Genomic DNA, 24,145 nt, shown 5'->3' on the forward strand with positions numbered 1-24,145 from the left:
ACTTGACCTGAGGAAACAGGGCAAGCTTTTTGGGGTTAATGCTGTGTTTGTGAGGTTTTTTCGTTATTCCTTGCTTCTTGGTAACGGTGAAGCAATTTTTTAAATTTTTTAACAGCAGCGCGTGTCAGCTGCTTAGATGATTTGCCATTTCTGCTGTAAATAGGATTGTACTTATCCCCTTGTTGTTCTAAATCGGGAACTAGAAAAGGCGCATCAGGACTATTAGTTGCTTCTTCGATAAAAGCTGGTTCAAAAAGCAGAATAGGATCAATATCAAGCAGGCGATGTAAGTCATCGTTTTGGTTGCCATAATTGAAAGAAGAACCATTGACAATACTATTTCGCGTTAGGTTATCGGGATCTAGCGCTACTAAAAATTGTCCTGATTCCGATAAAATAAACTCTGAGTGAAAATGAATCAAAATCTTATAGTTGGATTGAGGAATATTGTCTGTATAGACTGGCTGATGATTGCCATTAGCATCTAAAATACTGGCAACCTTATTATGGTATCTAGAAGATTCATAAAGATCATAATCGTCATCTTCTAAAGTGGCCAAATATTTGGCTAAGGCCTCTGCATCGGTTAGCTGTTTTTTTCCGTAATGCGAGCGAACCCACTCAATTTGCTGGGTTGATATGAGGTAACGAAGTTGATGAATTTTCCGATTAAAGTGGCTATAAGGAATGTGTTCGAGATTAACATAACAAGTCTGAATCAGAGCAGATAATTGGTCCCAAAAAGGATCTGTTGGCGATAGATTTGGACTTAATTGTGCCAATACTTGCTGTGTCTGTCTTGAGTGTCCTGTCAACTCGTCTGGCATCTTTAAATATGCCATGAGCAGTTGTAGTCGCTTTTTAGCTTGCTGAGGTGTTTGTGCCATTTCTTCTTTTTGCCATAAATGTTGAAAGGCAGGTGTGCCTACAATTCGTATCTCCTGGTAGGTTTGCTCAAAATTGTAAGACTTTCCCTTGACTTTCAGTTGTGCCAAATAACCTTTTTGGATAGCATGATATGACCAACCATCGTGGTTAAGTTTTTTGGCATAGTAGAGCAAATCATGTCGTAGTTGAAAACTTTCCGAAAAGTTGCCTTGCTGAGATTTAGGGTGTTTCTGATAGAAAGGAGCCACTAAATCTTGGTAAGGTTTATGACTTTTTTCGAAGGCGAGTCGCTGATAGTCTTTCTGCCAAAAGCTGACGCAAAACATCAGAAACATCAAGAAGAATAACCATTTTCCAAGTAGTTTCATAGTCTGTTAATTAACAAACATGGCATCGCCAAAACTAAAGAAACGATACTTTTCATCAACCGCGTGTTTGTAAGCTTCAAGGACAAATTCACGCCCTGCAAAGGCTGATACTAGCATCACAAGGGTTGATTTTGGCAGGTGAAAATTAGTTGAAAAAGCATCAACGACCTTGAATTGGTAGCCAGGTTTGATGAAAATATTGGTCCAACCTGAATCAGCTCTAATTTCCCCATTGAATTTGCTACCGATAGTTTCTAAGGTACGGATAGACGTTGTTCCTACAGCAATGACCCGACCGCCAGCTTGTTTGACTTCTCGGAGGGTTTGCGCCGCTTCTTCTGAGAGGGAATAAAATTCTGAATGCATGTCATGATCATCGAGATTATCCACGGAAACAGGTCTAAAAGTCCCAAGACCTACATGTAAGGTCAAATAAACCAAATGTACCCCTTTGGCTTGGATTTTTTTGAGCAAGTCTGTTGTGAAGTGGAGACCAGCAGTTGGGGCGGCCGCAGAGCCATTTTCTTTAGCATAAACGGTTTGGTATCGCTCAGCATCCTCTAATTTTTCATGAATGTAAGGAGGCAATGGCATTTCGCCGAGACTCTCTAAAACTTCTAAGAAAATCCCATCATAGCTGAATTCAACAATACGTCCACCATGTTCGAGTTCATCGATAATGGTTGCTTTGAGACGACCATCTCCAAAACTGACTTGGCTACCAACCTTGAGCCGTTTGGCTGGCTTGGCTAAAACTTCCCATTGATCTCCTTGCGTATTTTTAAGCAAAAGCAATTCCACATGACCATGGGTATCGGGTTTTTCTCCATAAAGTCTGGCAGGTAAGACACGAGTGTTATTCATAACGAGGGCATCCCCTGGGTTTAATTGATCAATGATATGGTCAAAATGGCTATCAACCATGGTTTTTTGACGGTGATCAATAATCAATAGTTTTGAACTATCCCTTTTTTCGAGTGGGGTTTGGGCAATCAATTCTTCTGGTAAATCAAAATCGAAATCGTTTGTATTCATTGAAACTCCTCTAGGCCTGCTAAAGGGTATCGCATTCTAGCAGCCATCTCTTGTAAGTTAAATCTTTTCTATTATATCACTTGTGGTCAAAGCCGTCATCTCTAATCTTTTTTAGAAAAGCAGGCGCATTGGCTTGACAAAAATTGGTATATACCATATAATAAAAACACAAAAGGTCTATACCAATTAGAAAAGGAGAATCACATGAAAGTTATTCGTGTTCAAGATCAACTAGAGGGTGGCAAAATTGCTTTTACCCTACTAAAAGAAAGTCTAGCCAAAGGTGCTAAAACCTTGGGTTTGGCAACAGGAAGTTCCCCTCTTAGCTTTTATCAGGAAATGGTAAAAAGCCCTTTGGATTTTTCAGACTTAACCAGTATTAACTTGGACGAATATGTCGGTCTTCCAGTAGAGAGCGATCAAAGCTATGATTATTTTATGCGCCAAAACCTGTTTAACGCGAAGCCTTTTAAAAAGAACTACTTGCCTAATGGTTTAGCAACTGACATTGAAGCTGAAGCCAAACGTTATGACAAAATCATTGCAGAGCATCCCATTGATTTCCAAGTACTTGGGATTGGACGTAATGGTCATATTGGTTTTAACGAACCTGGGACTTCTTTTGAAGAAGAGACCCATGTGGTTGAGCTTCAGGAATCAACTATCGAAGCCAATAGTCGCTTTTTTAGCAGTATTGAAGATGTTCCAAAACAAGCTATCTCTATGGGAATTGCTTCCATCATGAAGTCCAAAATGATTGTTCTTCTTGCCTTTGGAGAAGACAAAGCTGCTGCGATTAAGGGAATGGTTTCTGGCCCAATCACAGAAGACCTTCCAGCAAGTGTCCTCCAAAAACATGATAATGTTGTGGTCATTGTGGATGAAGCTGCTGCTTCAAAATTAGACTAAGTTAATTGGTTCTTAATCAGGAGATATTAACAGTAGGAAGAATGTTAAAACCTTTGTAAGGTAGCACATCTTCCTATTTTTTCTTTTGTCATAATAAATTTATGTTACACTACTAATATGCGTTTAGATAAATTATTAGAAGGTGCAAAAGTTGGCTCTAGAAGTCAGGTGAAGAAGCTAATTAAGGCTCAAGAGGTTTGGGTTGATCACATGGCTGTTAGGAATGGCCGACAAAATGTTGATCCTGGTTTGCAGCTGATTGAAGTGGCTGGACAGCGAGTGACTCATCCTAAGCATTCCTACATTATCCTCAACAAGCCAGAGGGGGTCATCTCGGCTAAGAAAGATACCAAACAGTTAACCGTTATTGACCAGCTTGCTGAAAAGGATAGAAATCCAGGCTTGTATCCTGTTGGCAGATTGGATAAGGATACCGAAGGTTTGGTTTTACTTACGGATAATGGTCCCCTAGGGTTTCGAATGTTGCACCCTAGTCATCATGTTTCTAAAACGTATCTTGTAACCGTTAATGGCTTGTTAGCAGCAGATGCCCCAGACTTTTTTGCAGCTGGTATTTGTTTTCCAACAGGTGAAAAGTGCCAACCAGCTCAACTGACTATTCTTAAGGCCGATACAGATCAATCACAGGCTAGTTTGACCATTTCAGAAGGAAAATTTCATCAAGTCAAAAAAATGTTTTTGACCTATGGTTTGAAAGTGACTTCTCTGAAACGGACGCACTTTGCAGGGCTGGAACTCGGACATCTTGCCAGCGGAGAGTATCGTTATCTAACAGAGTCAGAAAAGCGACTCATTAAAACTTATTTGGACTGAGCAAAACATATTTTCAAAAAGACGCTATTCTTGCTTAACCAACAAAGTGTCTATATACTGGAACAGTATCTTAGTTAAAGGAGATTCTTCATGAAAACAAAACTGCCAACCAAAATGGCAATGCTGTCTATTTCCCTTTTTTTAATGTCACATTTAGCGATTGCACCAGCTATTCCCAAACTTTATGCCCTCTATCACGGGCAAAATCCTAACATTGGCTTAGCTTCTGTTGAAAGTTTAGTGACCATTCCAGCCATGATGATTACTATTTTTGTCATGCTTAGTAATCTTGTCGTTGCAACATTAGGCAAGAAAAAAACAGTTCAATTGGGTCTGGTCTTAATATTACTATCAGGAATAATACCCTTTTTAACCAAGCAATTTGCAGTGGCTCTGCTTTGCCGTCTTTTGCTTGGAGTGGGAATTGGACTTTATAATTCCCTTTCCATTAGCATTATTAGTGACTATTATGAAGGCGACGAGCGTGCCAGCATGATTGGTTTTAGAACGGCAACGCTTAATATTGGGAAAGCCTTAACCACTTTTATTGTAGGCTTGGCTCTACTGGTTGGGGTTAATTATACTTATTTAGTTTATCTTCTGGTCATTCCAGTCTATGTTTTCTTTAGCAAATATGTCCCGGAAACTAGCAGTGGTAGTCTATCGCTTAAAAAGGCAACTTATTTTAATCAGGCTGTTCTTTACCTAATGTTAATCACTTTCTTCGTGGGCATTTCTTATATTGGAGCAACAATAAAAATCCCCTCTCTTTTGGTCAATAAATACCATTATTCAAGTTTTTATGCCAGCAACTTATTGACTATTTTAGCCTTTAGTGGCATCTTAATCGGTCTCGTTTTTGGTCAGCTGACCAAGTATCTTAAAGACAAAACCTTGGCTGCTATGATTTTTCTCATGGGGCTTGGCAATCTTATCTTTACCTTTGCCACCCATAGTGCCTTCTTCATTTTGGCTGCTCTTTTAATTGGGGCAAGTTTTGTGGGAACTATGTCTTCTGTCTTTGATTATATTGCCAAGCATTTCAAAAAGGAACATAACCATTTTGTGACCAGTTTGGCTATTACGGCAGGGAATATTGGGGTTATTCTGACACCAGTCTTACTAACCAAATTGCCAGCACAATTCCAATTAGAAATGTTTATCACCCCTTTTTACATGACTAGTGGTTTCATGCTGGTTAATCTTATCCTGTATGGGTTACTCGTTAAAAAAACATCACAAGAAAAAAGTTAGGCCACTGCATGCCTGCTTTTTTCTTGCACAGAGTCAGTAATGATTGGGCTAAAAAGATGACGTAACTTCTTTTTTGTCATTGATTTACGAATAATAAAGTAGAAGGACAAAAGGAGGTGACAAGGATACTAACCGCTTTAGATGATAAGAATCAGCTTATTTCGCTAGTGACTCAGCCTATTTCTTCAAAAACGCCTTTTCGTTGCCCAGCCTGCCAGTCCCCTGTTCACTTGCGTCAAGGAACAATTAGACGACCTCATTTTGCCCATGTGCAACTAGCTCATTGTCAATTTCAAGCAGAAAATGAATCTGAGGAACATTTGACATTGAAAGCAAAACTTTATACCAGTTTAGTCCGAACAGAAGCCGTTTGTATTGAAAAATATCTACCTGAGCTGCAGCAGATCGCAGACCTTTTGGTTAATGATGGCTTGGCGTTAGAAATTCAATGTAGCCCCTTGCCAGTTGAGCGCCTAAAGGAACGCACCAAAGCCTATCAAGAACAAGGCTATCAGGTACGATGGTTACTAGGAAGGAAATTGTGGCTTAAAGCTCATTTAACTGCTTTGCAAAAACAGTTTCTTTACTTTTCATCTAGTTTAGGCTTTCATTTGTGGGAGCTGGATGCAGCTACAAATCTGCTGCGTCTAAAATATTTAATCCATGAAGACTTATTTGGCAAGGTGAGCTACCTAACCAAAACCATTTCTTTAGACAACGATATCATGGGACTGTTTCGGTTACCTTATCAGCAAGAAATCCTCTATTCTTATCAGAAATCAATGGTCGATAACCTTTCTATAAAAATTCAAAGAGCGCTGCTAGCTAGACAGCCTAAATGGCTACGACGACAAGAAAAGGCTTACTTAGCAGGACATAATTTACTCACATTAGCAACTGATGCTTTTTATCCCCAATGGAGACCAGTTCAATCTTCTAGCGGTTTTTGTCAAATTAAAGGAAATCTTCGTCCTTATTATGAAAGTTTTAAAGCCTATTACAAAAAAGAAAAGGATAAGAAGGTGCAAACGCTTTTTTCACCAAAATATTATGTTAAAATAGATAGTAATAGAAAATGAGGAGGAGATGTTATGACTGATAATCGTAGCCACTTAGAAAAAAAGTACACTTGGGATTTGAGCACTATTTTTGCAACTGATGAGATGTGGGAAGCAGAGGTGAGCCAATTAACTACTGATGTTGAGGCTTCTAAAGAGTTTGCTGGTCATTTGCTGGATTCTAGTGCTAATTTGTTAAAGATTACAAAGACGTATTTAGAATTGGCTCGTCGTGTGGAGAAAGTTTATGTTTATGCTCACATGAAAAATGATCAAGACACTACCGTTGCCAAGTATCAAGAATACCAAGCTAAGGCTTCAGGTTTGTATGCCAAATTTAGTGAGGTCTTTTCATTCTATGATCCAGAAGTAATGACGCTTAGTCAAGAGGATTACCAAACTTTCCTTACGGAAACCCCTGAGTTGAAAGGGTATAATCATTTCTTTGACAAATTATTCCAAGCACGCGAACATGTTCTCAGTCAAGCGGAAGAGGAATTATTAGCAGGGGCTCAAGAAATTTTTAATGGTGCGGAAGAAACCTTTAGTATTCTTGATAATGCAGACATTGTTTTTCCGACGGTCAAAAATGATAAAGGAGAAGATGTTGAATTAACCCATGGTAATTTCATTAGCTTAATGGAATCTAAAGACCGTAGCGTTCGTCAAGCTGCTTATGAGGCAATGTATAGTACTTATGAACAGTTCCAGCATACTTATGCAAAAACCTTACAGACAAATGTGAAGGTTCAAAACTACAAGGCGCGTGTTCATAAATATAATTCAGCCCGTCAGGCTGCCATGGCTGCTAACTTTATTCCAGAAGCTGTTTATGATACCTTGTTAGAAACGGTTAATAAACATTTGCCGCTGTTACATCATTATTTGAAATTGCGTCAAGAGGTTCTTGGTTTAGATGAATTGAAGATGTATGATGTTTACACACCGCTATCTGAAACAGATTTGGCTATTGGTTATGATGAGGCTTTGGAAAAGGCAGAGAAGGTTTTGGCCGTTTTTGGTAAAGATTATGCAGACCGTGTGCACCGTGCTTTTACTGAACGCTGGATTGATGTTCATGTCAATAAAGGAAAACGTTCTGGAGCTTACTCAGGAGGTTCTTATGACACCAATGCCTTTATGCTATTAAACTGGCAAGATACCTTGGATAATCTCTACACATTAGTTCATGAGACTGGTCACAGTTTGCATTCTACTTTTACGCGTGAAACACAGCCTTATGTGTATGGGGATTACAGTATTTTCTTGGCAGAAATTGCTTCAACGACGAATGAAAATATTATGACAGAAGCTCTCTTAAACGAAGTTCAAGATGAGAAAGAACGTTTTGCGATTTTAAACCATTACCTTGATGGTTTCCGTGGAACAGTTTTCCGTCAAACCCAATTTGCTGAGTTTGAACATGCTATTCACCAAGCTGATCAAAAAGGAGAAGTGTTAACAAGCGAATACCTTAACCAATTATACGCTGATTTAAATGAAAAATATTATGGTTTAAGTAAAGAGGATAATCATTTTATTCAGTATGAGTGGGCACGTATTCCTCACTTCTATTACAATTATTATGTTTACCAATATGCAACAGGTTTTGCAGCCGCAAGCTATTTAGCAGATAAGATTGTTCACGGAACACAAGATGATATTGATCATTACTTGGCTTATCTCAAGTCAGGAAATTCTGATTACCCACTTGAAGTGATTGCTAAAGCAGGCGTTGATATGGCAAAAGGGGACTATTTGGAAGCTGCCTTTAAGGTCTTTGAAGAACGCTTAATAGAACTCGAAGCCCTCGTTGCAAAGGGTGTTCACCGTTAAGGAACTAGGCAAGAGATAGCTACTGAGCATATCTCTTGTTTTTTCGCTTTTTGGATTGCCGTTAACTAGTAATAAAAAACGATTTATTCACAAGGTGTGCCTATCAAAAACTCATTAGCAGGTTTGTGAACAAATGCTTTAGACTAACACAATCAGGTTAGCTGATAAAAACAAACAGAAACATCATTATGGTTAAAGGTCTTGTTTTTATTCTTGGTAGCTTACGCCAAGGTTCAAATTCTCCAAAAGTAGCAGCTGCTGTTGAAGTTTTATTCTCAGAGGACATGATTGTTAAGGAGATTCCTATTGCTGACTTACCCCTTTATCATCTAGACCTTGATGAAGGAGATGTGCCTGAAAGTTACACTCGTTTTTGTCAGGCTGTGAAAGAACAAGATTATCACAGCAGAATATCATTGCAGCTCACCAGAAGCAATGAAAATACCATTGATATGGGCTCTCGTCCTCTAGTAGATGGTGTTTTTGATGGCAAACCAAACCTTATTGTGTCCCACTCTACTGGGAATGTCTTAGGTTTTGGTGCCAATCACCAATTGCGTCAAAGTTTGGTTTTCTTAAATGTCCCTGTCTTAGCGCAACCAGAATGCTACTTGGTACAAGCTGGTTAGTTATTTGATGAGCAGGGACTATTATCTGACGAAGACACAAAGGGATTTTTATAAAATGTGGTTGATGCCTACCTTGCTTTTGCTAAACGGTTTGAAGATTAGACTTAAGGCAAAAGAATTAGTATTGCTCATTTCATAAGTAGTGATGGTTTGGATTGACTCACAGGTCCATTCTATCCCTGTTTTTTATGTTATAATGGGAACATTTAAGGAGGTTTTACCATGGTAATACGTCGCATTCAGTTAAGTGACCAAGCAGCTTTTGAAAAGTTTCAAGCTATGTTATTAGCAGAAAAAGCTGCTGGAAATCCTTTTGTTGAAACTAAAAAGGTCGTTGATTTTCCAGCTTTTGTTGCTAAATCTAAACGGTTTGAAACGCAAACAGATCATCCGGATTGGTCTACTAGTACGAATTATTATTATTTTCTAGATGATGAGTTGGTGGCTCGTATTGGTTGCCGCTGGCAGTTGGAAAAGGGAGATTTGGAAAGGTTTGGAGGACATATTGGTTACGTGACACGACCAGATTACCGTGGACAGGGAATTATGACAGAGTTACTACTCTTTGCATTAGAATGTTATCGGAAAAGAGGGATTTTGCGAGTCCTTATCACGGCAAACCGTTATAATATCGCTAGTCGGCGAACCATTGAAAAAGTAGGAGGTATCTTAGAAGATATTGTTCAGGTACCTATGGATTACAACGTGTCATCACTGGCAGGTCAAGAACTTGCCCGTTATTGGATTATGTTAGGAGAAAAGTAGTGACTGTTCATTTTATTTGGGATTTTGATGGAACTTTAGTGGAGTCTAGTCAAGCGATTAGAGAAGTGTTAGCTTTGCTTTATCAGACCTATCATTTGCCTTTTGATGAGGATTGGGTCATGACCTTCATTATCCAAGAATCGATTGGGGATTTATTGCAGAAATTGGCAAGAGAAGAAGGCCTATCTGCTAAGGACTTGTTGGCTTTTTTCAATCGAGAACAAGAAGCGCGTGATGATATGATTAGGGCAATGCCAGGTGCCAAAGCCGTTTTGGAAAAAACGTCTCAAAATGGTATCAAGCATTATGTTCTGACGCATAAAGGAGCAACGACCTCTCCTGTTTTAGAGCGTTTAGGAATAGCAGCCTATTTTGAGGAAGTGGTGACAGCTGCAAATGGGTTTAAACGTAAACCAGATCCAGAGGCTCTCCATTACCTGATTGAAAAGTATCAGATGACTAAAGCGCACACCTACTACATTGGGGATAGACCTTTGGATCAGCAGGCTGCCGAAAATGCAGGCATACAATCTTTGAATCTGTCTTGTCCAAGTAATCACATCAACCAGCACATTGATGACTTGATGGCTATTTTAGATCTTTTGCCAGACATGCTTGATGTCTCAACGGAGTCTTTGGAGAGCTTGACTGTTAGGTAGCAGCAGGAGGAAGGGAAATGATTCAAGTCATTATTTTTAACATGGATGGGGTCATTGTTGACTCAGAATACACCTTTTTGTCAAGTAAAACATAGCTGAGCACCGTTTTTGACATTAACTGTCAGGTATAATAAACTAAAAACCTAACATTGATTAATCGAACGCAATAAATGTTCGTTAAATAGAAAGAGGTTTTTTGTGAAAAAAACAAACCGTTATGTGGTTGCGACAGCAGGTGTTCTGCTTCATTTAATGCTAGGATCAACCTATGCTTGGAGTGTTTATCGAAATCCAATTATGCAAGAAACAGGTTGGGATCAAGCAACTGTTGCTTTTGCTTTTTCTCTGGCCATTTTTTGTTTAGGCTTGTCAGCGGCTTTTATGGGCACCTTAGTTGAAAAATTTGGTCCTCGTGTAACAGGAAGTTTGTCTGCTGTTCTCTATGCGTCAGGAAATATATTGACTGGTTTAGCTATTGATCGTCAAGAAGTTTGGCTTTTATATCTGGGCTATGGAATTATTGGAGGTCTGGGTCTCGGGGCTGGCTATATTACACCAGTATCCACTATCATCAAATGGTTTCCAGATAAAAGAGGTTTGGCAACTGGTTTAGCGATTATGGGATTTGGTTTTGCCTCATTGCTGACGAGTCCAGTTGCACAATGGCTGATTGTTAGTAAAGGACTAGTGACTGCTTTTTATGGATTAGGTGTCGTTTATCTTGTGGTGATGTTGCTAGCCTCTCAGTTTATTAAAAAACCAACAGATTGTGAATTAGCAAGCCTGATGGCGCAAAGCACAAGGAGCAACAATGATTTGACCAAGGGAATGACTGCTAAAGAGGCTCTAAAAACCAAGTTCTTTTACCTTCTTTGGGCGATTTTATTTATTAATATTGCTTGTGGACTAGGTCTGATTTCAGTTGTTGCACCAATGGCTCAAGACCTAGCTGGCATGAGTCCAGAAACAGCAGCTGTTGTGGTAGGGCTGATGGGAATCTTTAATGGGGTTGGTCGCCTTTTGTGGGCTGGTCTATCAGATTATATCGGACGTCCCTTAACGGTTGCGCTCTTATTTTTGGTCAATATCGCCATGACAAGCTGCCTTATTTTTCTTCACCAGCCCTTCTTTTTTGTTGTGGCTATGGCAATACTGATGACTTGTTATGGTGCGGGCTTCTCTTTGATTCCGCCCTATCTTAGTGATCTGTTTGGCGCTAAAGAGCTGGCAACATTACACGGTTATATTTTGACTGCCTGGGCAATGGCTGCGCTGATTGGCCCTATGTTATTATCATTGACGTTTGAATGGACTCAAAGTTACCTTTTTACCTTACAGGTCTTCATTCTCCTATATGTACTGGCTTTAGGTTTAACCATCTGGTTGAAAAGGTCAACCAATCACTAAGAATTTTAACCGAAACTCTAGCCATGCCTAGAGTTTTTTTATATAATTAATTCCATGGTTAAATCATATAGTAAAAATGCAAATCACAACATGCGTCGTCCTGTGGTGAAAGAAGAAATTGTTCATTATATGCGGACACGTCAGAAACAAACTACAGGCTTTTTAGCAGAATTGGAGCAATTTGCCAGACAAGAAAATATTCCCATTATCCAACATGAAGTAGTGGCTTATTTTAGATTTTTATTGCAGAGCCTGCAGCCAAAACACATTTTGGAGATTGGGACAGCTATTGGCTTTTCTGCGCTTTTGATGGCTGAAAATGCACCAGATGCCACTATTGTGACCATTGATCGAAATCCTGAAATGATTGGCTTTGCTAAGGAAAATTTTGCCAAATATGACAGTCGCCAGCAAATTAGCTTGCTGGAAGGAGATGCAGCGGATATTTTATCCACCCTTGAAGGAAGCTTTGATTTTGTGTTTATGGATTCTGCTAAGTCAAAATACATTGTTTTTCTTCCAGAGATTTTAAAGCGGTTAAGAGTGGGTGGGGTGATTGTGTTAGATGATATTTTCCAAGGCGGTGATATTGCTAAGCCTATTGAAGAAATCCGTCGTGGGCAGCGTACCATTTACCGTGGGTTGCAAGCCTTGTTTGATGCAACCTTAGATCATCCTGATTTGACTGCAAGCCTCGTCCCCCTTAGCGATGGCCTTTTGATGATTCGTAAAAATCAAGCAAATATTACTTTATCGGATTAAGTTACGTTTAAGAATTTGTGATATAATATATTAGTTAATGATAAAAAGGAGTTCAGAAGTAAATGAAAAAATCAAATAGACTTGTTGCTGGTATCGTAACCTTAGCATCAGTAATGACTTTAGCGGCTTGTCAATCAACTAACGATAATACCAAAGTCATCTCAATGAAAGGTGATACTATTAGTGTTAGTGACTTCTACAATGAAACCAAGCACACAGAAGTTTCTCAAAAAGCCATGTTAAATCTTGTGATTAGTCGTGTTTTTGAAGCGCAATATGGCGATAAAGTTTCTAATAAAGAAGTTGAAAAAGCTTATAATAAAACTGCTGATCAGTATGCAAGTTCTTTCTCTGCCGCATTGGCTCAGTCTGGTTTAACACCAGAGTCTTATAAAGGTCAGATTCGATCATCAAAATTAGTGGAGTATGCTGTGCGAGAAGCAGCTAAAAAAGAATTAACCACTGAAGAATACAAAAAAGCTTACGAGTCATATACCCCGACCATGACAGCAGAAGTGGTTACCCTTGACAGTGAAGAAAAAGCTAAGTCTGTCTTGGAAGAACTAAAAGCTGAAGGTGCAGATTTTGCTGCGATTGCTAAAGAAAAAACAACAGCTGCTGAGAAAAAGGTTGTCTACAAATTTGATTCAGGAGCTACAACTTTACCAGAGGACGTTGTTAAGGCAGCTTCAGGTCTAAAAGAAGGTGACATGTCAGAAGTTATTTCTGTCTTGGACCCTACCACTTATCAAAGTAAATTCTACATTGTTAAAGTGACCAAGAAAGCTGAGAAAAAAGCTAACTGGAAAGTTTATAAAAAACGTTTGAAAGCTATCATTTTAGCTGAAAAAACAAGAGACATAAACTTCCAAAACAAAATTATCGCTAAAGCTTTAGACAAAGCTAATGTTAAAATTAAGGACAGAGCCTTTGCTAATATCTTAGCGCAATACGCTAATCTTGATAAAAAAGCAAAATCATCAAGTTCCAACTCAGCAACTCCAAAACCATCAGAAGAAAAACCTGCTTCAGAATCAACAGAAACTAGTCAGCCACAAGAAGAACAATCTGAAGCAACACCAGCCGAAGGAACTACTGATTCTCAAACAAGCGAATCAGCCGCTCAATAATAAGTTTTCATTGACTAATCTGTCAAAAAAACTTATAATGATTTAGTTAAGAATTGTTTATTAAGGATTGGATTCAGAAAAGTGACGGTTGCTGCAAGTCATGGACAATTAGATAGACATGCTACTTAACTTTATGACAATTGCTATAACAAAATAAGAATGACAAGTTCATTGAATAGAGGTGGTACCGCGGTTTTCGCCCTCTGTGAGATGGACTTGTTTTATTTTGATAACCATTTGAAATCAACGAAAGGAATAGAGTAGCCTAAAGAATACGCCTTTGTGGGTGGTGATTTAGGCGAAAAAGGAACTGTGTAAATTTCTGTGATTACATAGAAACACTTGTTTAATGACAGTTTGCCTTACTCTTTGTATCTTATTTTTATGAAACACTTATCATCTGCTGAAATTCGTCAAATGTGGTTAGATTTTTGGCAATCAAAAGGCCATTCGGTTGAACCATCAGCTAACCTTGTTCCTGTGAACGACCCCACTCTGCTTTGGATTAATTCTGGTGTGGCTACCCTCAAAAAATATTTTGATGGCTCTGTTATTCCTGAGAATCCTCGGATTACCAATGCGCAAAAATCAATTCGGACCAATGACATTGAAAATGTAGGTAAAACAGCCCGTCACCACACCATGTTTGAAATGCTTGGAAACTTCTCTATTGGAGACTATTTCCGTGATGAAGCAATTGAGTGGGGCTTTGAATTGCTAACAAGTCCAGAGTGGTTTGATTTTCCAAAAGAAAAACTGTACATGACCTACTATCCAGAAGATAAGGATTCTTACAACCGTTGGTTGGCTCTTGGCGTTGAGCCAAGTCACCTCATCCCTTTAGAAGAAAATTTCTGGGAAATTGGTGCGGGTCCTTCAGGTCCTGATACGGAGATTTTCTTTGACCGTGGCCCTGCTTTTGACCCAGAAAACCTTGGCATTCGTCTGCTCGAAGAAGACTTGGAAAATGATCGCTACATTGAAATCTGGAACATTGTTTTATCCCAATTCAATGCAGACCCGGAAGTACCACGGTCAGAATACAAAGAATTACCAAATAAAAACATTGATACGGGTGCTGGTTTAGAACGTCTGGTGGCAGTGATGCAAGGGGCTAAAACAAACTTTGAAACAGACCTCTTTATGCCGATTATTAAGGAAGTCGAAAAATTGTCTGGTCAAACTTACGATCAAGACGGAGACAACATGAGCTTTAAGGTCATTGCAGACCATATTCGTGCTCTATCATTTGCGATCGGTGACGGCGCTCTTCCAGGTAATGAAGGTCGCGGCTATGTGCTTCGCCGTTTGCTTCGTCGTGCGGTCATGCATGGACGTAAACTTGGTATCAAAGAAACCTTCCTTTACAAACTGGTTCAGACTGTAGGGGAAATCATGGCTTCCTACTATTCAGAAATCCTTGAAAAACGTGATTTCATTGAGAAAATTGTTAAACGTGAAGAAGAAACTTTTGCTCGTACCATTGATGCAGGTTCAGGTCATTTGGACCAATTGCTAGCGCAGTTAAAAGAAGCTGGTAAAGATACCCTAGAGGGTAAAGACATCTTTAAATTGTACGATACTTACGGATTCCCTGTGGAATTGACCGAGGAAATGGCAGAAGAAGCTGGTTACAAAATTGATCATGATGGTTTCCAAGTTGCCATGAAAGAACAGCAGGACCGTGCCCGTGCAGCTGTTGTTAAAGGTGGCTCAATGGGGATGCAAAATGAAACCCTTGCTGGAATTACTGAGTCATCAACGTTCTTGTATGAAACCGAAACTGTTGATGCTCGTCTAGCCGTTATTATTGTCGATAACGAACGTAGTGAAGTCGTCTCAGAAGGTCAAGCGCTACTCGTCTTTGACCAAACACCATTCTATGCTGAAATGGGTGGACAAGTTGCTGACCATGGGGTCATTAAAAATGCTAACGGGGATATTGTTGCTCGTGTAACAGATGTTCAAAAAGCACCAAATGGTCAAGCCTTGCATACAGTGGAGGTCTTAGCTAGCTTAGCCCTTGATACTATCTACACCCTTGATATTGATCACAAGCGTCGTTATGCTGTTGAGAAAAATCACACAGCAACTCACTTGTTGCACGCAGCCCTTCACCGCATTATCGGTGAGCATGCGACCCAAGCTGGTTCTTTAAACGAAGAAGAATTCTTGCGTTTTGACTTCACCCATTTTGAAGCTGTAACAGCAGAAGAACTTCGTCGCATCGAAGAAGAAGTCAACCAACAAATTTGGAAAGCACTTGCCATCACCACAACTGAAACAGATGTAGAAACCGCTAAATCAATGGGAGCTATGGCCCTCTTTGGTGAAAAATACGGCAAAACTGTTCGTGTGGTTCAAATCGGTGATTACTCTGTCGAACTTTGTGGGGGTACTCATTTAAGCAATTCTTCAGAAATTGGTCTTTTCAAGATTCTTAAAGAAGAAGGTATTGGTTCAGGAACACGTCGTATTTTAGCTGTTACTGGTCAACAAGCTTTTGAAAGCTTCCGCAGGCAAGAAGATGCGTTGAAAGAGATTGCTCACACATTGAAAGTCCCACAAATGGATCAAGTTCCTGCTAAGGTCGTGAGCCTAAGCGAACAGCTCCGCGATTTGCAAAAAGAAAATGCAGAGCTTAAAGAAAAAGCAGCAGCAGCCCAAGCTGGTGATGTCTTTAAAGATGTCAAGGAAGTAAATGGCTTGCGCTATATTGCTAGTCAAGTTTCTGTATCTGATGCAGGTGCTCTACGTACCTTTGCTGATAATTGGAAACAAAAAGACTATTCAGACGTACTAGTTCTAGCAGCAGCAATTGGTGAGAAAGTTAATGTCCTCGTGGCAAGCAAGTCCAAAGAAGTTCACGCAGGTAATATGATTAAAGTGTTGGCACCTATTGTGTTAGGCCGCGGCGGTGGAAAACCAGATATGGCAATGGCTGGTGGATCAGATGCTTCTAAAATGACAGAACTTCTAGCAGCAGTGCCAGAAACATTGTAAATTGTTAACTAACCAAGTTTTAAAGAACTTGGTTTTTTTGTATTTGAAATGACTATTATCATAATATTTTTGACTATGATAGTTGTCAATAAGAAAAAGATGTGTTACAATAAGTGTGAAAGAAGAAGTAAAGGGGTTCTGAAAATATGAATCATCAGCTAAACCTTCAGTGTAGGAAAATCTGCTTTTGGACAAGTGTATTGACATTCTTTATTTTAAGCTACCATCTTATCAGGGTAATTTGGTTTGGCGTACCCTTGAGTTATTTGGTTTTGATTTGTACAGGGCTGACCTTAACATTGACTGTTTTTTCTTATTTTAGAAAATGAGCTAGAGGAGGGCAAAAGAGCTACCAATGGATGTTATTCTTAAAAATCGACTCAAAGAATTACGAGCCAGAGATGGTATTAATCAAACAGAAATGGCAAAACTTGCAGGTGTATCGAGACAGACCATCAGTCTCATTGAGCGTAACGAGTATACCCCATCAGTTGTAATTGCCATGAAAATTGCTAAGGTGTTTCAGGAATCAGTTGAAGAGGTATTTCGTCTAGTGGAGGTCGAGGGATGAAAAAGAAGCAAAATAGTTTTTTACGCTTGTTAAAAATGTTATTACTATCAAGTTTAGCGGGAGGGATTATAGGTGGCATGGTTGGAGCCTTTTTAGGTTACCATGGAGGGAGATTAGATCAGCTCACGTTCCTAAAAGACGATGTGATTAACCTGATTCTCTTATTAAACCGTCTGGTAGTCGTCACAGGATTCATACTCTCTTTTGTTTTTTTAACGCAATTGAAAAAAGAGACAGCTGTTTATAACACAATTGAAGAAGATGATTATTCTGAAAAAGGTTATCGTCAGCTGAATAAAAAGCATGCTTATGCCATGTTATTGATTGCGATAGCCTCTATTTTATCCATGTGTAATGTGCTACTTAGTTTGACCTTAACTATTGATTCATGGCATGCTCTGCTGGTCTTTCCTCTGCTGGATATCCTTTTATTACTAATGACCATTCCTTTCCAAGCTTTAGCCATGAAACGTTACAATGCCATTCGGGGAACCAATGTTCCATATTTTCCAAATTTGAAGGAAATACGACATAATGTTATGGCTCTAGATGAGGCAGAGCTACAAGCTTATCACAAGACATCGTTTGAAAGTGTGTTATCCCTAAATGGTTTCATTATCCCTTCCTTGTATGTGATTTTATTTTTTATCTATCTATTCACTGGTCAAGTGGAATTAACAGCTATCTTAGTATTGGTCTTAATTCAGCTCTATTTACTCGTAAAAAGTGCAACAATGACCAGGCAATTTTACCGTTAGCCAAAAAGGAGATTTTCTATGAAAATGTTTATGAATTGTTTAAAAATAGTAGCGCTTATTATTCTGGCTATGGTTTTCAATGCTTTTCCAATGATCTTATTGCAAAAGCAACATGATATTCCTACGGGCCTTAATTGGGGAATCGGTATTCTCTACTTAGTTATTGTTGGAGGTGTTATCATCGTCCTATGGCGTCTTTATCAAGCTAAACAGAAAGCCTCTATTAAACAAGAAAAAATGAGATTGGTTGACTGGGGTTATTTAGCATTATTTTGGCTAATAGGGCGTGTGATTGCCATTGTAGGAACTCTTTTTAACCAGCTATGGTCTGGTCAAGAAGTGAGTGCTAATGATGCTGCGATACAGACCTTAGCTGGTTTTATCAAGGGTGGTTTTCCGCTTTATACTGCCTTATTCGTACTTACGATTGCTTTTATCGCTCCGATTATGGAAGAATTAGTTTTTAGAGGATTTCCAACAACCTATCTTTTTAAAGGAAAATCTCTTAAAGTGGCAGGCCTATTAACCTCTCTCCTTTTTGCATTACCACATGCCACTAATTTAGTTGAATTTATCATGTACACCTGTATGGGACTTCTCCTTTTTGTTGCTTATCAAAGACGAGGAAATCTGAAGGATTCTATCTTGTTACATATTTTCAATAATTTACTACCGGCTATTATATTATTACTGACAGGCTTAGGTATCCTATAAGAAAAACGCTTCGACTGAATGGTCGGAGCGTTTAAGGTCATAAAGGCTATCTGAACGTTTTGAAGGATTTTAATGGTTTGATTAATATTTGACAGTAGTGATAACCGATATGAGCTGCTAGACTAGCAATGGCTAAAGGAATAAGAGTTAGTAGGGATTGGCCGGTAATCTCTACCAGAAAAAGTGGTGCAGCCAAAGGCATCTTATTGACAATACCTAAAAAGAGGGAGGCGCCAATCATAATGGCTAGCGTAGTTGATAGAGGTAGGGAAAAGAAATGTTGACTAAGGCTGGCTAAGAGCAAACTACTGGCTCCTCCTAGCATCATAGAGGGGGCAATTTTCCCACCCTTAGCTCCCGAAGCAAAAACGAGATAGATAGCGACAGCTTTGGCAACCAATAACCAGCTAATATAGCTAGGGTGCGGTTCTTCATGAAGGAAAAAGAGTAATCCAGCTTTGCCATTCCCCAAAATTTCTGGGAAGAAAATACTGAGTCCCGCAATGATGCTAAAGGCCAAGAGAACTTTAGGAATGAACCACTGACTTTTAGCATCAGGTTTAGGAAGATGTTCCAAAAGGTGCTTGTAGGCATGAGCCATGAGAGTAAGGAAAAGTCCAGCAAAAGTAGCCCAAAGAAGAGATGTCAGGGTCCAATCTTGTTGGGGCATTAAGTATTGAACCTCGTGCTTACCTTGTAATAGAGCAACCGTTTCTACCGCAACATAGCTCGTTAGGCAAGCAGCGTAAGCATTGTTTAGAGACCAACAGTTAAGAATAACTTCTAGAATAAAAATAATGGTGGCTAGGGGAGCATTGTAGACAGCTCCAAGAGCTGCTCCAGACGCGCAAGCCAATAAAAGCTTCTGATCTTTTTTAGAAAGATTGCACTTTTGACTCCAAAGAGATGTCATGGCAACAGCAACTTCCCGTGAGGCTCCTTCTCTGCCAACCGGTGCCCCCATGGAAACGGTGGTTAATTGTAACCAGCCATGCCAAAATTGTGTCCATGGACTAAATAGAGTATTGTCGTGAAGGGTTTGCTGAATGGATTGTATGACTTTGCCTTTTTTGGCTAGCCAGTGCCATCCAACGCCAGCTAGTAGCCCTGCCAATACAAGTGAGATAGCTCGTCGATATGGGGGAATACTAGCAATCATTGTGCTAAATGAACCCTGCTTAAACCCAAAGCTGAGTGTTTGAATCAGATGAATAGCCCCTGTTAAACAAAAGGCAACAAGTCCCGCGGTTATGCCTGTCAAAAAGAGATAACATGTCCAAAGTAAAAAATGTCGTTTCATAAAACTATTATAACAAAAGATAAAAAAAGAGACTGACCTATCCCCAGTCTCCTCAAAAGATTAGAGTCCGTAATTGTAATCGTCATCAGACATGGCTTCCACAGAACCAAGGAGATAGCCATTTCCGACCTGTGAGAAAAAATCATGATTAGACGTTCCTGTTGAAATACCATTCATCACAATTGGGTTGACATCATTGGCAGTATCTGGGAACAGAGGATCTTGTCCCAAATTCATTAAAGCCTTGTTAGCATTGTAACGAAGGAAAGTCATCACTTCCTCTGTCCAGCCGATACCGTCATAAAGGCTCTTAGTATAATTTTCTTCATTCTCATATAACTGATAAAGCAGGTCATACATCCAGTCACGGAAACTTTCTTGTTCAGCTTCTGACAACTCATTGAAACCAAGTTGGAATTTGTAACCAATATAGGTTCCGTGAACAGACTCGTCGCGGATAATCAGTTTAATGATTTCAGCGACATTTGCCAGTTTGTTATTACCAAGGTAGTAGAGAGGAGTGAAAAAGCCTGAATAGAAAAGGAAGGTTTCAAGAAAAGTAGAGGCCACTTTCTTTTGCAGCGCATCACCATGCTCGTAAATCTCATTGATGATTTGAGCTTTCTTTTGTAAAAATTCATTATTGTTGGTCCATTCAAAGATCTCTTCAATTTCTTTTTTAGTATTTAAGGTTGAGAAGATGGACGAGTAAGATTTAGCGTGAACCGATTCCATAAATTGAATATTATTCAGGACAGCTTCTTCGTGAGGTGTACGGACATCTTGACGAATGGCTTCGACACCAGATTCTGACTGCATGGTATCAAGGAGTGTAAGCCCCCCAAAGACCTTGCCGACCAAATCTTTTTCAAGGTCAGAAAGTTTACGCCAATCATCTAAATCGTTTGATAAGGGAATGCGAGTGTCAAGCCAGAATTGTTCCGTCAGCTTTTCCCAGGTTGACTTGTCAATGACATCTTCGATGTCATTCCAGTTAATTGCTTCATAATATGTTGTCATTCAGTATGTTCTCCTAAAGGGTAATCAAGATATAATTAATGATACCATAAGCCAGTCAGTCATTTTTGAGTGGACTACTGGCATTTTTTATTATCAATTCTGATACTGATGATTTAGTGAATAACCAGTATACTTGTATCAATCAAGTATCCTTCTCAATCAAATCACACAAGACTCACATTGATTAGCACCGACCTCTTCTCCGTCATCGGTAAAGGTACGGATATAGTAGATAGATTTAATGCCTTTATTGAAAGCGTAGTTTCGTAGAATGGATAAATCACGAGTGGTTTGCTTGCTTTCTGTTTTCCATTCATAGAGCTCCATTGGCAGCTCACTACGAAGGAAAAGGGTTAATGACAAGCCTTGATCCACATGCTCTGTTGCGGCAGCATAAACGTCAATAACTTTGCGCATGTCCATGTCATAAGCAGACGTGTAATAAGGAATGGTATCTGTGGACAACCCATTTGCTGGATAATAAATCTTCCCGATTTTCTTTTCCTGACGCTCTTCAATCCGTTGTGTGATTGGGTGAATGGAAGCAGAACAGTCATTGATATAAGAAATAGAACCATTTGGAGCAACTGCTAGACGGTTTTGGTGATAGAGCCCATCTTTCATAACAGCCGCACGAAGGGCTTCCCAGTCTGAAGCTTGAGGAATAAAATGATTCTTAAATAGATCTTTTACGAGTTCAGATTTTGGTACAAATTGACCTGTCACATACTTGTCAAAATAGGTACCGTCAGCGTATTTTGATTTGTCAAAACCAACAAAGGTGGTTTGGCGCTCACGAGCAATGTTATTGGATTCAACCAAGGTCCAATAATTCAGGAGCATAAAGTAAATATCAGTAAACTCGATAGACTCGGGACTACCGTATTCAATATGATGTTGAGCAAGGTAAGAATGCAGTCCCATAGCTCCCAAACCGAAAGTATGTGCCTGACTATTTCCATTTTTAATGGTTGGCACTGCTTCAATGTTTGATGAGTCAGTAACAAAGGTTAGGGCACGTGTCATGGCTTTAATAGAACGTCCAAAGTCTGGTGAGGTCATCATATTAAGGATATTAGTTGAACCTAAATTACATGAAATATCAGTTCCCATTTCTACAAACTCTTGAGCATCATTGATAAAGCTAGGTGTTTGTACCTGTAAAATTTCAGAACACAGGTTACTCATAATAATTTTACCATCAACTGGGTTAGCTCGATTGGCTGTGTCAATATTGATGATATAAGGGTAACCAGATTCTTGTTGTAATTTTGAAATTTCTGTTTCGAGATCACGAGCTTTAATTTTAGTTTTAGTGATTTTAGGATTAGCTACTAGCTCATCATACATCTCGGTAATGTCAAGATAGTTAAATGGAATACCATATTCTTTTTCAACATTATAAGGGCTAAAGAGATACATGTCCTCGTTTTTACGAGCCAATTCGTAAAATTTATCAGGAACAATAATCCCAAGTGACAAGGTTTTAACACGCACCTTTTCATCAGCATTTTCTTTTTTAGTAGATAAGAAAGCAATGATGTCGGGATGAAAAATATTAAGGTAAACAACTCCAGCTCCCTGACGTTGTCCAAGTTGGTTGGAATAAGAAAAACTATCTTCAAATAATTTCATGACAGGAACAACGCCAGAAGCCGCACCAGTATAGCCTTTGATTGGTGCACCAGCTTCACGCAGATTAGATAGGGTAATACCAACTCCCCCACCAATACGGGATAACTGCAAAGCAGAGTTGATTGAGCGTCCAATAGAATTCATGTCATCAGTCACTTGTATCAAGAAACAAGAAACTAATTCCCCACGACGACTTCGTCCAGCATTTAAAAAGGAAGGGGTAGCAGGTTGGTAACGTTGATTAATCATTTCAATGGCTAAGTCTTTTGCCAATTCCTCTTGCCCATCGGCAAAATAAAGAGCATTGAACATGACACGATCTTCAAGGCTTTCTAAATAATAATCCCCATCATTTGTTTTTAAAGCATATTGCTGGTAAAACTTGTAGGCTGCCATAAATGATTTAAAGCGGAAATTTTCTGCCTTGATTAAGTCAGCTAATTCAGTGATAAATTCAGGACGGTATTTCTGAATAAAATCTGATTCGATGTAGTCATTTGAGATTAAGTACTCAATTTTTTCAGTAATGGAGGCAAAGGGCATTGTGTTTGGCAGCACATTTTCGGTGAAAAAGGCTGTCAAAGCTTCTTTGTCTTTATGAAGTGGAATTTTACCATCAACAGGACGGTTAATTTCATTATTTAGGCGGAAATAAGAAATATTGCCAAGATCTTTTAGACTCATATTATTTTTCCTTGTCTTATTAAATCAGTTCTTTTAATTTTGCAGGTTGAAAGCCAGAAAACACGACATTGTCAGCTTCGATGACAGGAGCAGACGTGAAGCCAAGACTTTTCACATAATCCACTTTTTCGGGATGCTCATCAATATTAATTTCCTGGAAGTCAGCACCATGTTGTTCTAGAAACTTCTTGGTCATTTTGCACTGCATGCAATTATTTTTGGAATATACTGTAATCATGTCTTGTCCTTCTTAAAATTAGTCATGATTCCATTTACTTAAACGGAATTACTATAATAGCATATAAAAAATAGAAATAAAAAGCAAGCCATTTACCCCTAATAAAACACAACATATTGTGTTTATATAAAACTAAAAAAACAAAATATTGTGTTGCTGCTAACTTTCAATAACCTATAAAAGATTGGTTTTCAATAAATGAAAATGTTTGAAAATAGATAATTCTATGTTTTAAAATAAGTTTATAAAGGTTGAAAAATATAGCTGATAAGAAGATGAAAATAAAAGAAAAAAGTTTCAAGTTTTTCTGGCCTTCAGATATTTAATCTTGAAAATAAAAAAGCATTATGCTATAATCTGTTATTGTAAGGGTTATCATGTGATGGCTCAAAAATACACAACTTAAAAGGAGAACCATAATATGGCTTCAAAAGACTTTCACATCGTTGCAGAAACAGGTATTCATGCACGTCCAGCTACCTTGCTTGTTCAAACAGCTAGCAAATTTGCTTCAGATATCACACTTGACTATAAAGGTAAAGCAGTAAATCTTAAATCAATCATGGGTGTTATGAGTCTTGGTGTTGGCCAAGGTGCTGACGTGACGATCTCAGCTGAAGGTGCTGACGCTGAAGATGCAATCGCAGCAATCGAAGAAACTATGACTAAAGAAGGATTGGCATAAGAC

Annotated in this window: 22 protein-coding genes and 1 pseudogene; 17 read left to right on the forward strand and 6 right to left on the reverse strand. The window is 38.9% G+C overall.

Features of this window, described 5'->3' with window-relative positions; translation table 11 throughout:
* Nucleotides 1–35: 35 nt before the first annotated feature.
* Nucleotides 36–1,256 carry a DUF3114 domain-containing protein gene (locus EL097_RS06585; protein ID WP_039994689.1) on the reverse strand — a complete coding sequence of 407 codons (1,221 nt, stop codon included), beginning with the start codon at nucleotides 1,254–1,256 and terminating at the stop codon, nucleotides 36–38.
* Between the two features lie 6 nt (nucleotides 1,257–1,262).
* Nucleotides 1,263–2,291, reverse strand: a complete 1,029-nt coding sequence (gene queA, locus EL097_RS06590; protein WP_003044179.1) for a tRNA preQ1(34) S-adenosylmethionine ribosyltransferase-isomerase QueA — start codon at nucleotides 2,289–2,291, stop codon at nucleotides 1,263–1,265.
* A gap of 204 nt (nucleotides 2,292–2,495) precedes the next feature.
* Here queA and nagB point away from each other — a divergent pair, with 204 nt between their 5' ends.
* The 16 genes and pseudogenes from nagB to EL097_RS06670 all read left to right on the forward strand — a co-directional run bounded on the left by nagB (nucleotide 2,496) and on the right by EL097_RS06670 (nucleotide 18,580).
* On the forward strand, nucleotides 2,496–3,200 hold the full coding sequence (gene nagB, locus EL097_RS06595) for a glucosamine-6-phosphate deaminase (RefSeq protein ID WP_003044177.1): 705 nt from the start codon (nucleotides 2,496–2,498) through the stop codon (nucleotides 3,198–3,200).
* 117 nt (nucleotides 3,201–3,317) lie between these two features.
* Nucleotides 3,318–4,034 (forward strand): pseudouridine synthase, encoded by a 717-nt coding sequence (locus EL097_RS06600; RefSeq protein WP_003044174.1) that lies wholly within the window; start codon nucleotides 3,318–3,320, stop codon nucleotides 4,032–4,034.
* Nucleotides 4,035–4,124: 90 nt separating this feature from the next.
* The gene (locus tag EL097_RS06605; RefSeq protein WP_003044171.1) at nucleotides 4,125–5,288 is read left to right on the forward strand and encodes an MFS transporter; all 1,164 of its coding nucleotides are present in this window, start codon (nucleotides 4,125–4,127) and stop codon (nucleotides 5,286–5,288) included.
* A gap of 116 nt (nucleotides 5,289–5,404) precedes the next feature.
* Complete coding sequence (locus EL097_RS06610) at nucleotides 5,405–6,367, forward strand: competence protein CoiA (RefSeq protein ID WP_003044168.1); 963 nt, start codon at nucleotides 5,405–5,407, stop codon at nucleotides 6,365–6,367.
* Nucleotides 6,368–6,379: 12 nt separating this feature from the next.
* Nucleotides 6,380–8,182, forward strand: a complete 1,803-nt coding sequence (gene pepF, locus EL097_RS06615; RefSeq protein WP_003044166.1) for an oligoendopeptidase F — start codon at nucleotides 6,380–6,382, stop codon at nucleotides 8,180–8,182.
* Nucleotides 8,183–8,370: 188 nt separating this feature from the next.
* Entirely contained in the window at nucleotides 8,371–8,811 is a 441-nt protein-coding gene (locus tag EL097_RS06620; RefSeq protein ID WP_003044162.1) for an NADPH-dependent FMN reductase, read from the forward strand.
* A 222-nt stretch (nucleotides 8,812–9,033) separates the two neighbouring features.
* Nucleotides 9,034–9,576 carry a GNAT family N-acetyltransferase gene (locus EL097_RS06625; protein WP_003044160.1) on the forward strand — a complete coding sequence of 181 codons (543 nt, stop codon included), beginning with the start codon at nucleotides 9,034–9,036 and terminating at the stop codon, nucleotides 9,574–9,576.
* A complete protein-coding gene (locus EL097_RS06630) occupies nucleotides 9,576–10,235 on the forward strand; it encodes an HAD-IA family hydrolase (RefSeq protein WP_003044158.1) in 660 nt (219 codons plus the stop codon). The genes EL097_RS06625 and EL097_RS06630 overlap by 1 nt, the downstream gene beginning before the upstream one ends.
* 17 nt (nucleotides 10,236–10,252) lie before the next feature.
* Nucleotides 10,253–10,327 (forward strand): annotated as a pseudogene (locus EL097_RS06635) (HAD family hydrolase); the annotation flags it as partial.
* A gap of 106 nt (nucleotides 10,328–10,433) precedes the next feature.
* Nucleotides 10,434–11,642 (forward strand): L-lactate MFS transporter, encoded by a 1,209-nt coding sequence (locus tag EL097_RS06640; RefSeq protein ID WP_003044153.1) that lies wholly within the window; start codon nucleotides 10,434–10,436, stop codon nucleotides 11,640–11,642.
* A gap of 54 nt (nucleotides 11,643–11,696) precedes the next feature.
* Entirely contained in the window at nucleotides 11,697–12,404 is a 708-nt protein-coding gene (locus EL097_RS06645; protein WP_003044150.1) for an O-methyltransferase, read from the forward strand.
* Nucleotides 12,405–12,466: 62 nt separating this feature from the next.
* On the forward strand, nucleotides 12,467–13,534 hold the full coding sequence (prsA, locus tag EL097_RS06650; RefSeq protein WP_003044147.1) for a peptidylprolyl isomerase PrsA: 1,068 nt from the start codon (nucleotides 12,467–12,469) through the stop codon (nucleotides 13,532–13,534).
* Nucleotides 13,535–13,918: 384 nt separating this feature from the next.
* Complete coding sequence (gene alaS, locus EL097_RS06655; protein ID WP_003044144.1) at nucleotides 13,919–16,537, forward strand: alanine--tRNA ligase; 2,619 nt, start codon at nucleotides 13,919–13,921, stop codon at nucleotides 16,535–16,537.
* A gap of 355 nt (nucleotides 16,538–16,892) precedes the next feature.
* Entirely contained in the window at nucleotides 16,893–17,108 is a 216-nt protein-coding gene (locus tag EL097_RS06660) for a helix-turn-helix transcriptional regulator (protein WP_003044138.1), read from the forward strand.
* On the forward strand, nucleotides 17,105–17,866 hold the full coding sequence (locus tag EL097_RS06665) for a DUF3169 family protein (protein ID WP_003044134.1): 762 nt from the start codon (nucleotides 17,105–17,107) through the stop codon (nucleotides 17,864–17,866). Before EL097_RS06660 ends, EL097_RS06665 begins: the two co-directional genes overlap by 4 nt.
* Nucleotides 17,867–17,884: 18 nt before the next feature.
* A complete protein-coding gene (locus tag EL097_RS06670; RefSeq protein ID WP_003044131.1) occupies nucleotides 17,885–18,580 on the forward strand; it encodes a CPBP family intramembrane glutamic endopeptidase in 696 nt (231 codons plus the stop codon).
* A 46-nt stretch (nucleotides 18,581–18,626) separates the two neighbouring features.
* On the opposite strand, the gene EL097_RS06675 is transcribed toward EL097_RS06670, so the two are convergent.
* From EL097_RS06675 to EL097_RS06690, 4 genes are all read right to left on the reverse strand, one after another.
* Nucleotides 18,627–19,880, reverse strand: a complete 1,254-nt coding sequence (locus EL097_RS06675) for a chloride channel protein (RefSeq protein WP_039994688.1) — start codon at nucleotides 19,878–19,880, stop codon at nucleotides 18,627–18,629.
* A 60-nt stretch (nucleotides 19,881–19,940) separates the two neighbouring features.
* Nucleotides 19,941–20,900, reverse strand: coding sequence for a class 1b ribonucleoside-diphosphate reductase subunit beta (gene nrdF / locus EL097_RS06680; RefSeq protein ID WP_003044124.1), 960 nt, complete (start codon nucleotides 20,898–20,900; stop codon nucleotides 19,941–19,943).
* A 159-nt stretch (nucleotides 20,901–21,059) separates the two neighbouring features.
* Nucleotides 21,060–23,219 (reverse strand): class 1b ribonucleoside-diphosphate reductase subunit alpha, encoded by a 2,160-nt coding sequence (gene nrdE / locus EL097_RS06685; protein ID WP_003044120.1) that lies wholly within the window; start codon nucleotides 23,217–23,219, stop codon nucleotides 21,060–21,062.
* 19 nt (nucleotides 23,220–23,238) lie between these two features.
* Nucleotides 23,239–23,457 carry a redoxin NrdH gene (locus EL097_RS06690; protein WP_003044117.1) on the reverse strand — a complete coding sequence of 73 codons (219 nt, stop codon included), beginning with the start codon at nucleotides 23,455–23,457 and terminating at the stop codon, nucleotides 23,239–23,241.
* Between the two features lie 421 nt (nucleotides 23,458–23,878).
* Between EL097_RS06690 and EL097_RS06695 the strand changes: the two genes are divergently transcribed.
* Nucleotides 23,879–24,142, forward strand: coding sequence for a phosphocarrier protein HPr (locus tag EL097_RS06695; RefSeq protein ID WP_002984031.1), 264 nt, complete (start codon nucleotides 23,879–23,881; stop codon nucleotides 24,140–24,142).
* The last annotated feature ends 3 nt before the right edge of the window (nucleotides 24,143–24,145 follow it).

This window comes from Streptococcus canis (assembly GCF_900636575.1).
GTDB lineage: Bacteria > Bacillota > Bacilli > Lactobacillales > Streptococcaceae > Streptococcus > Streptococcus canis.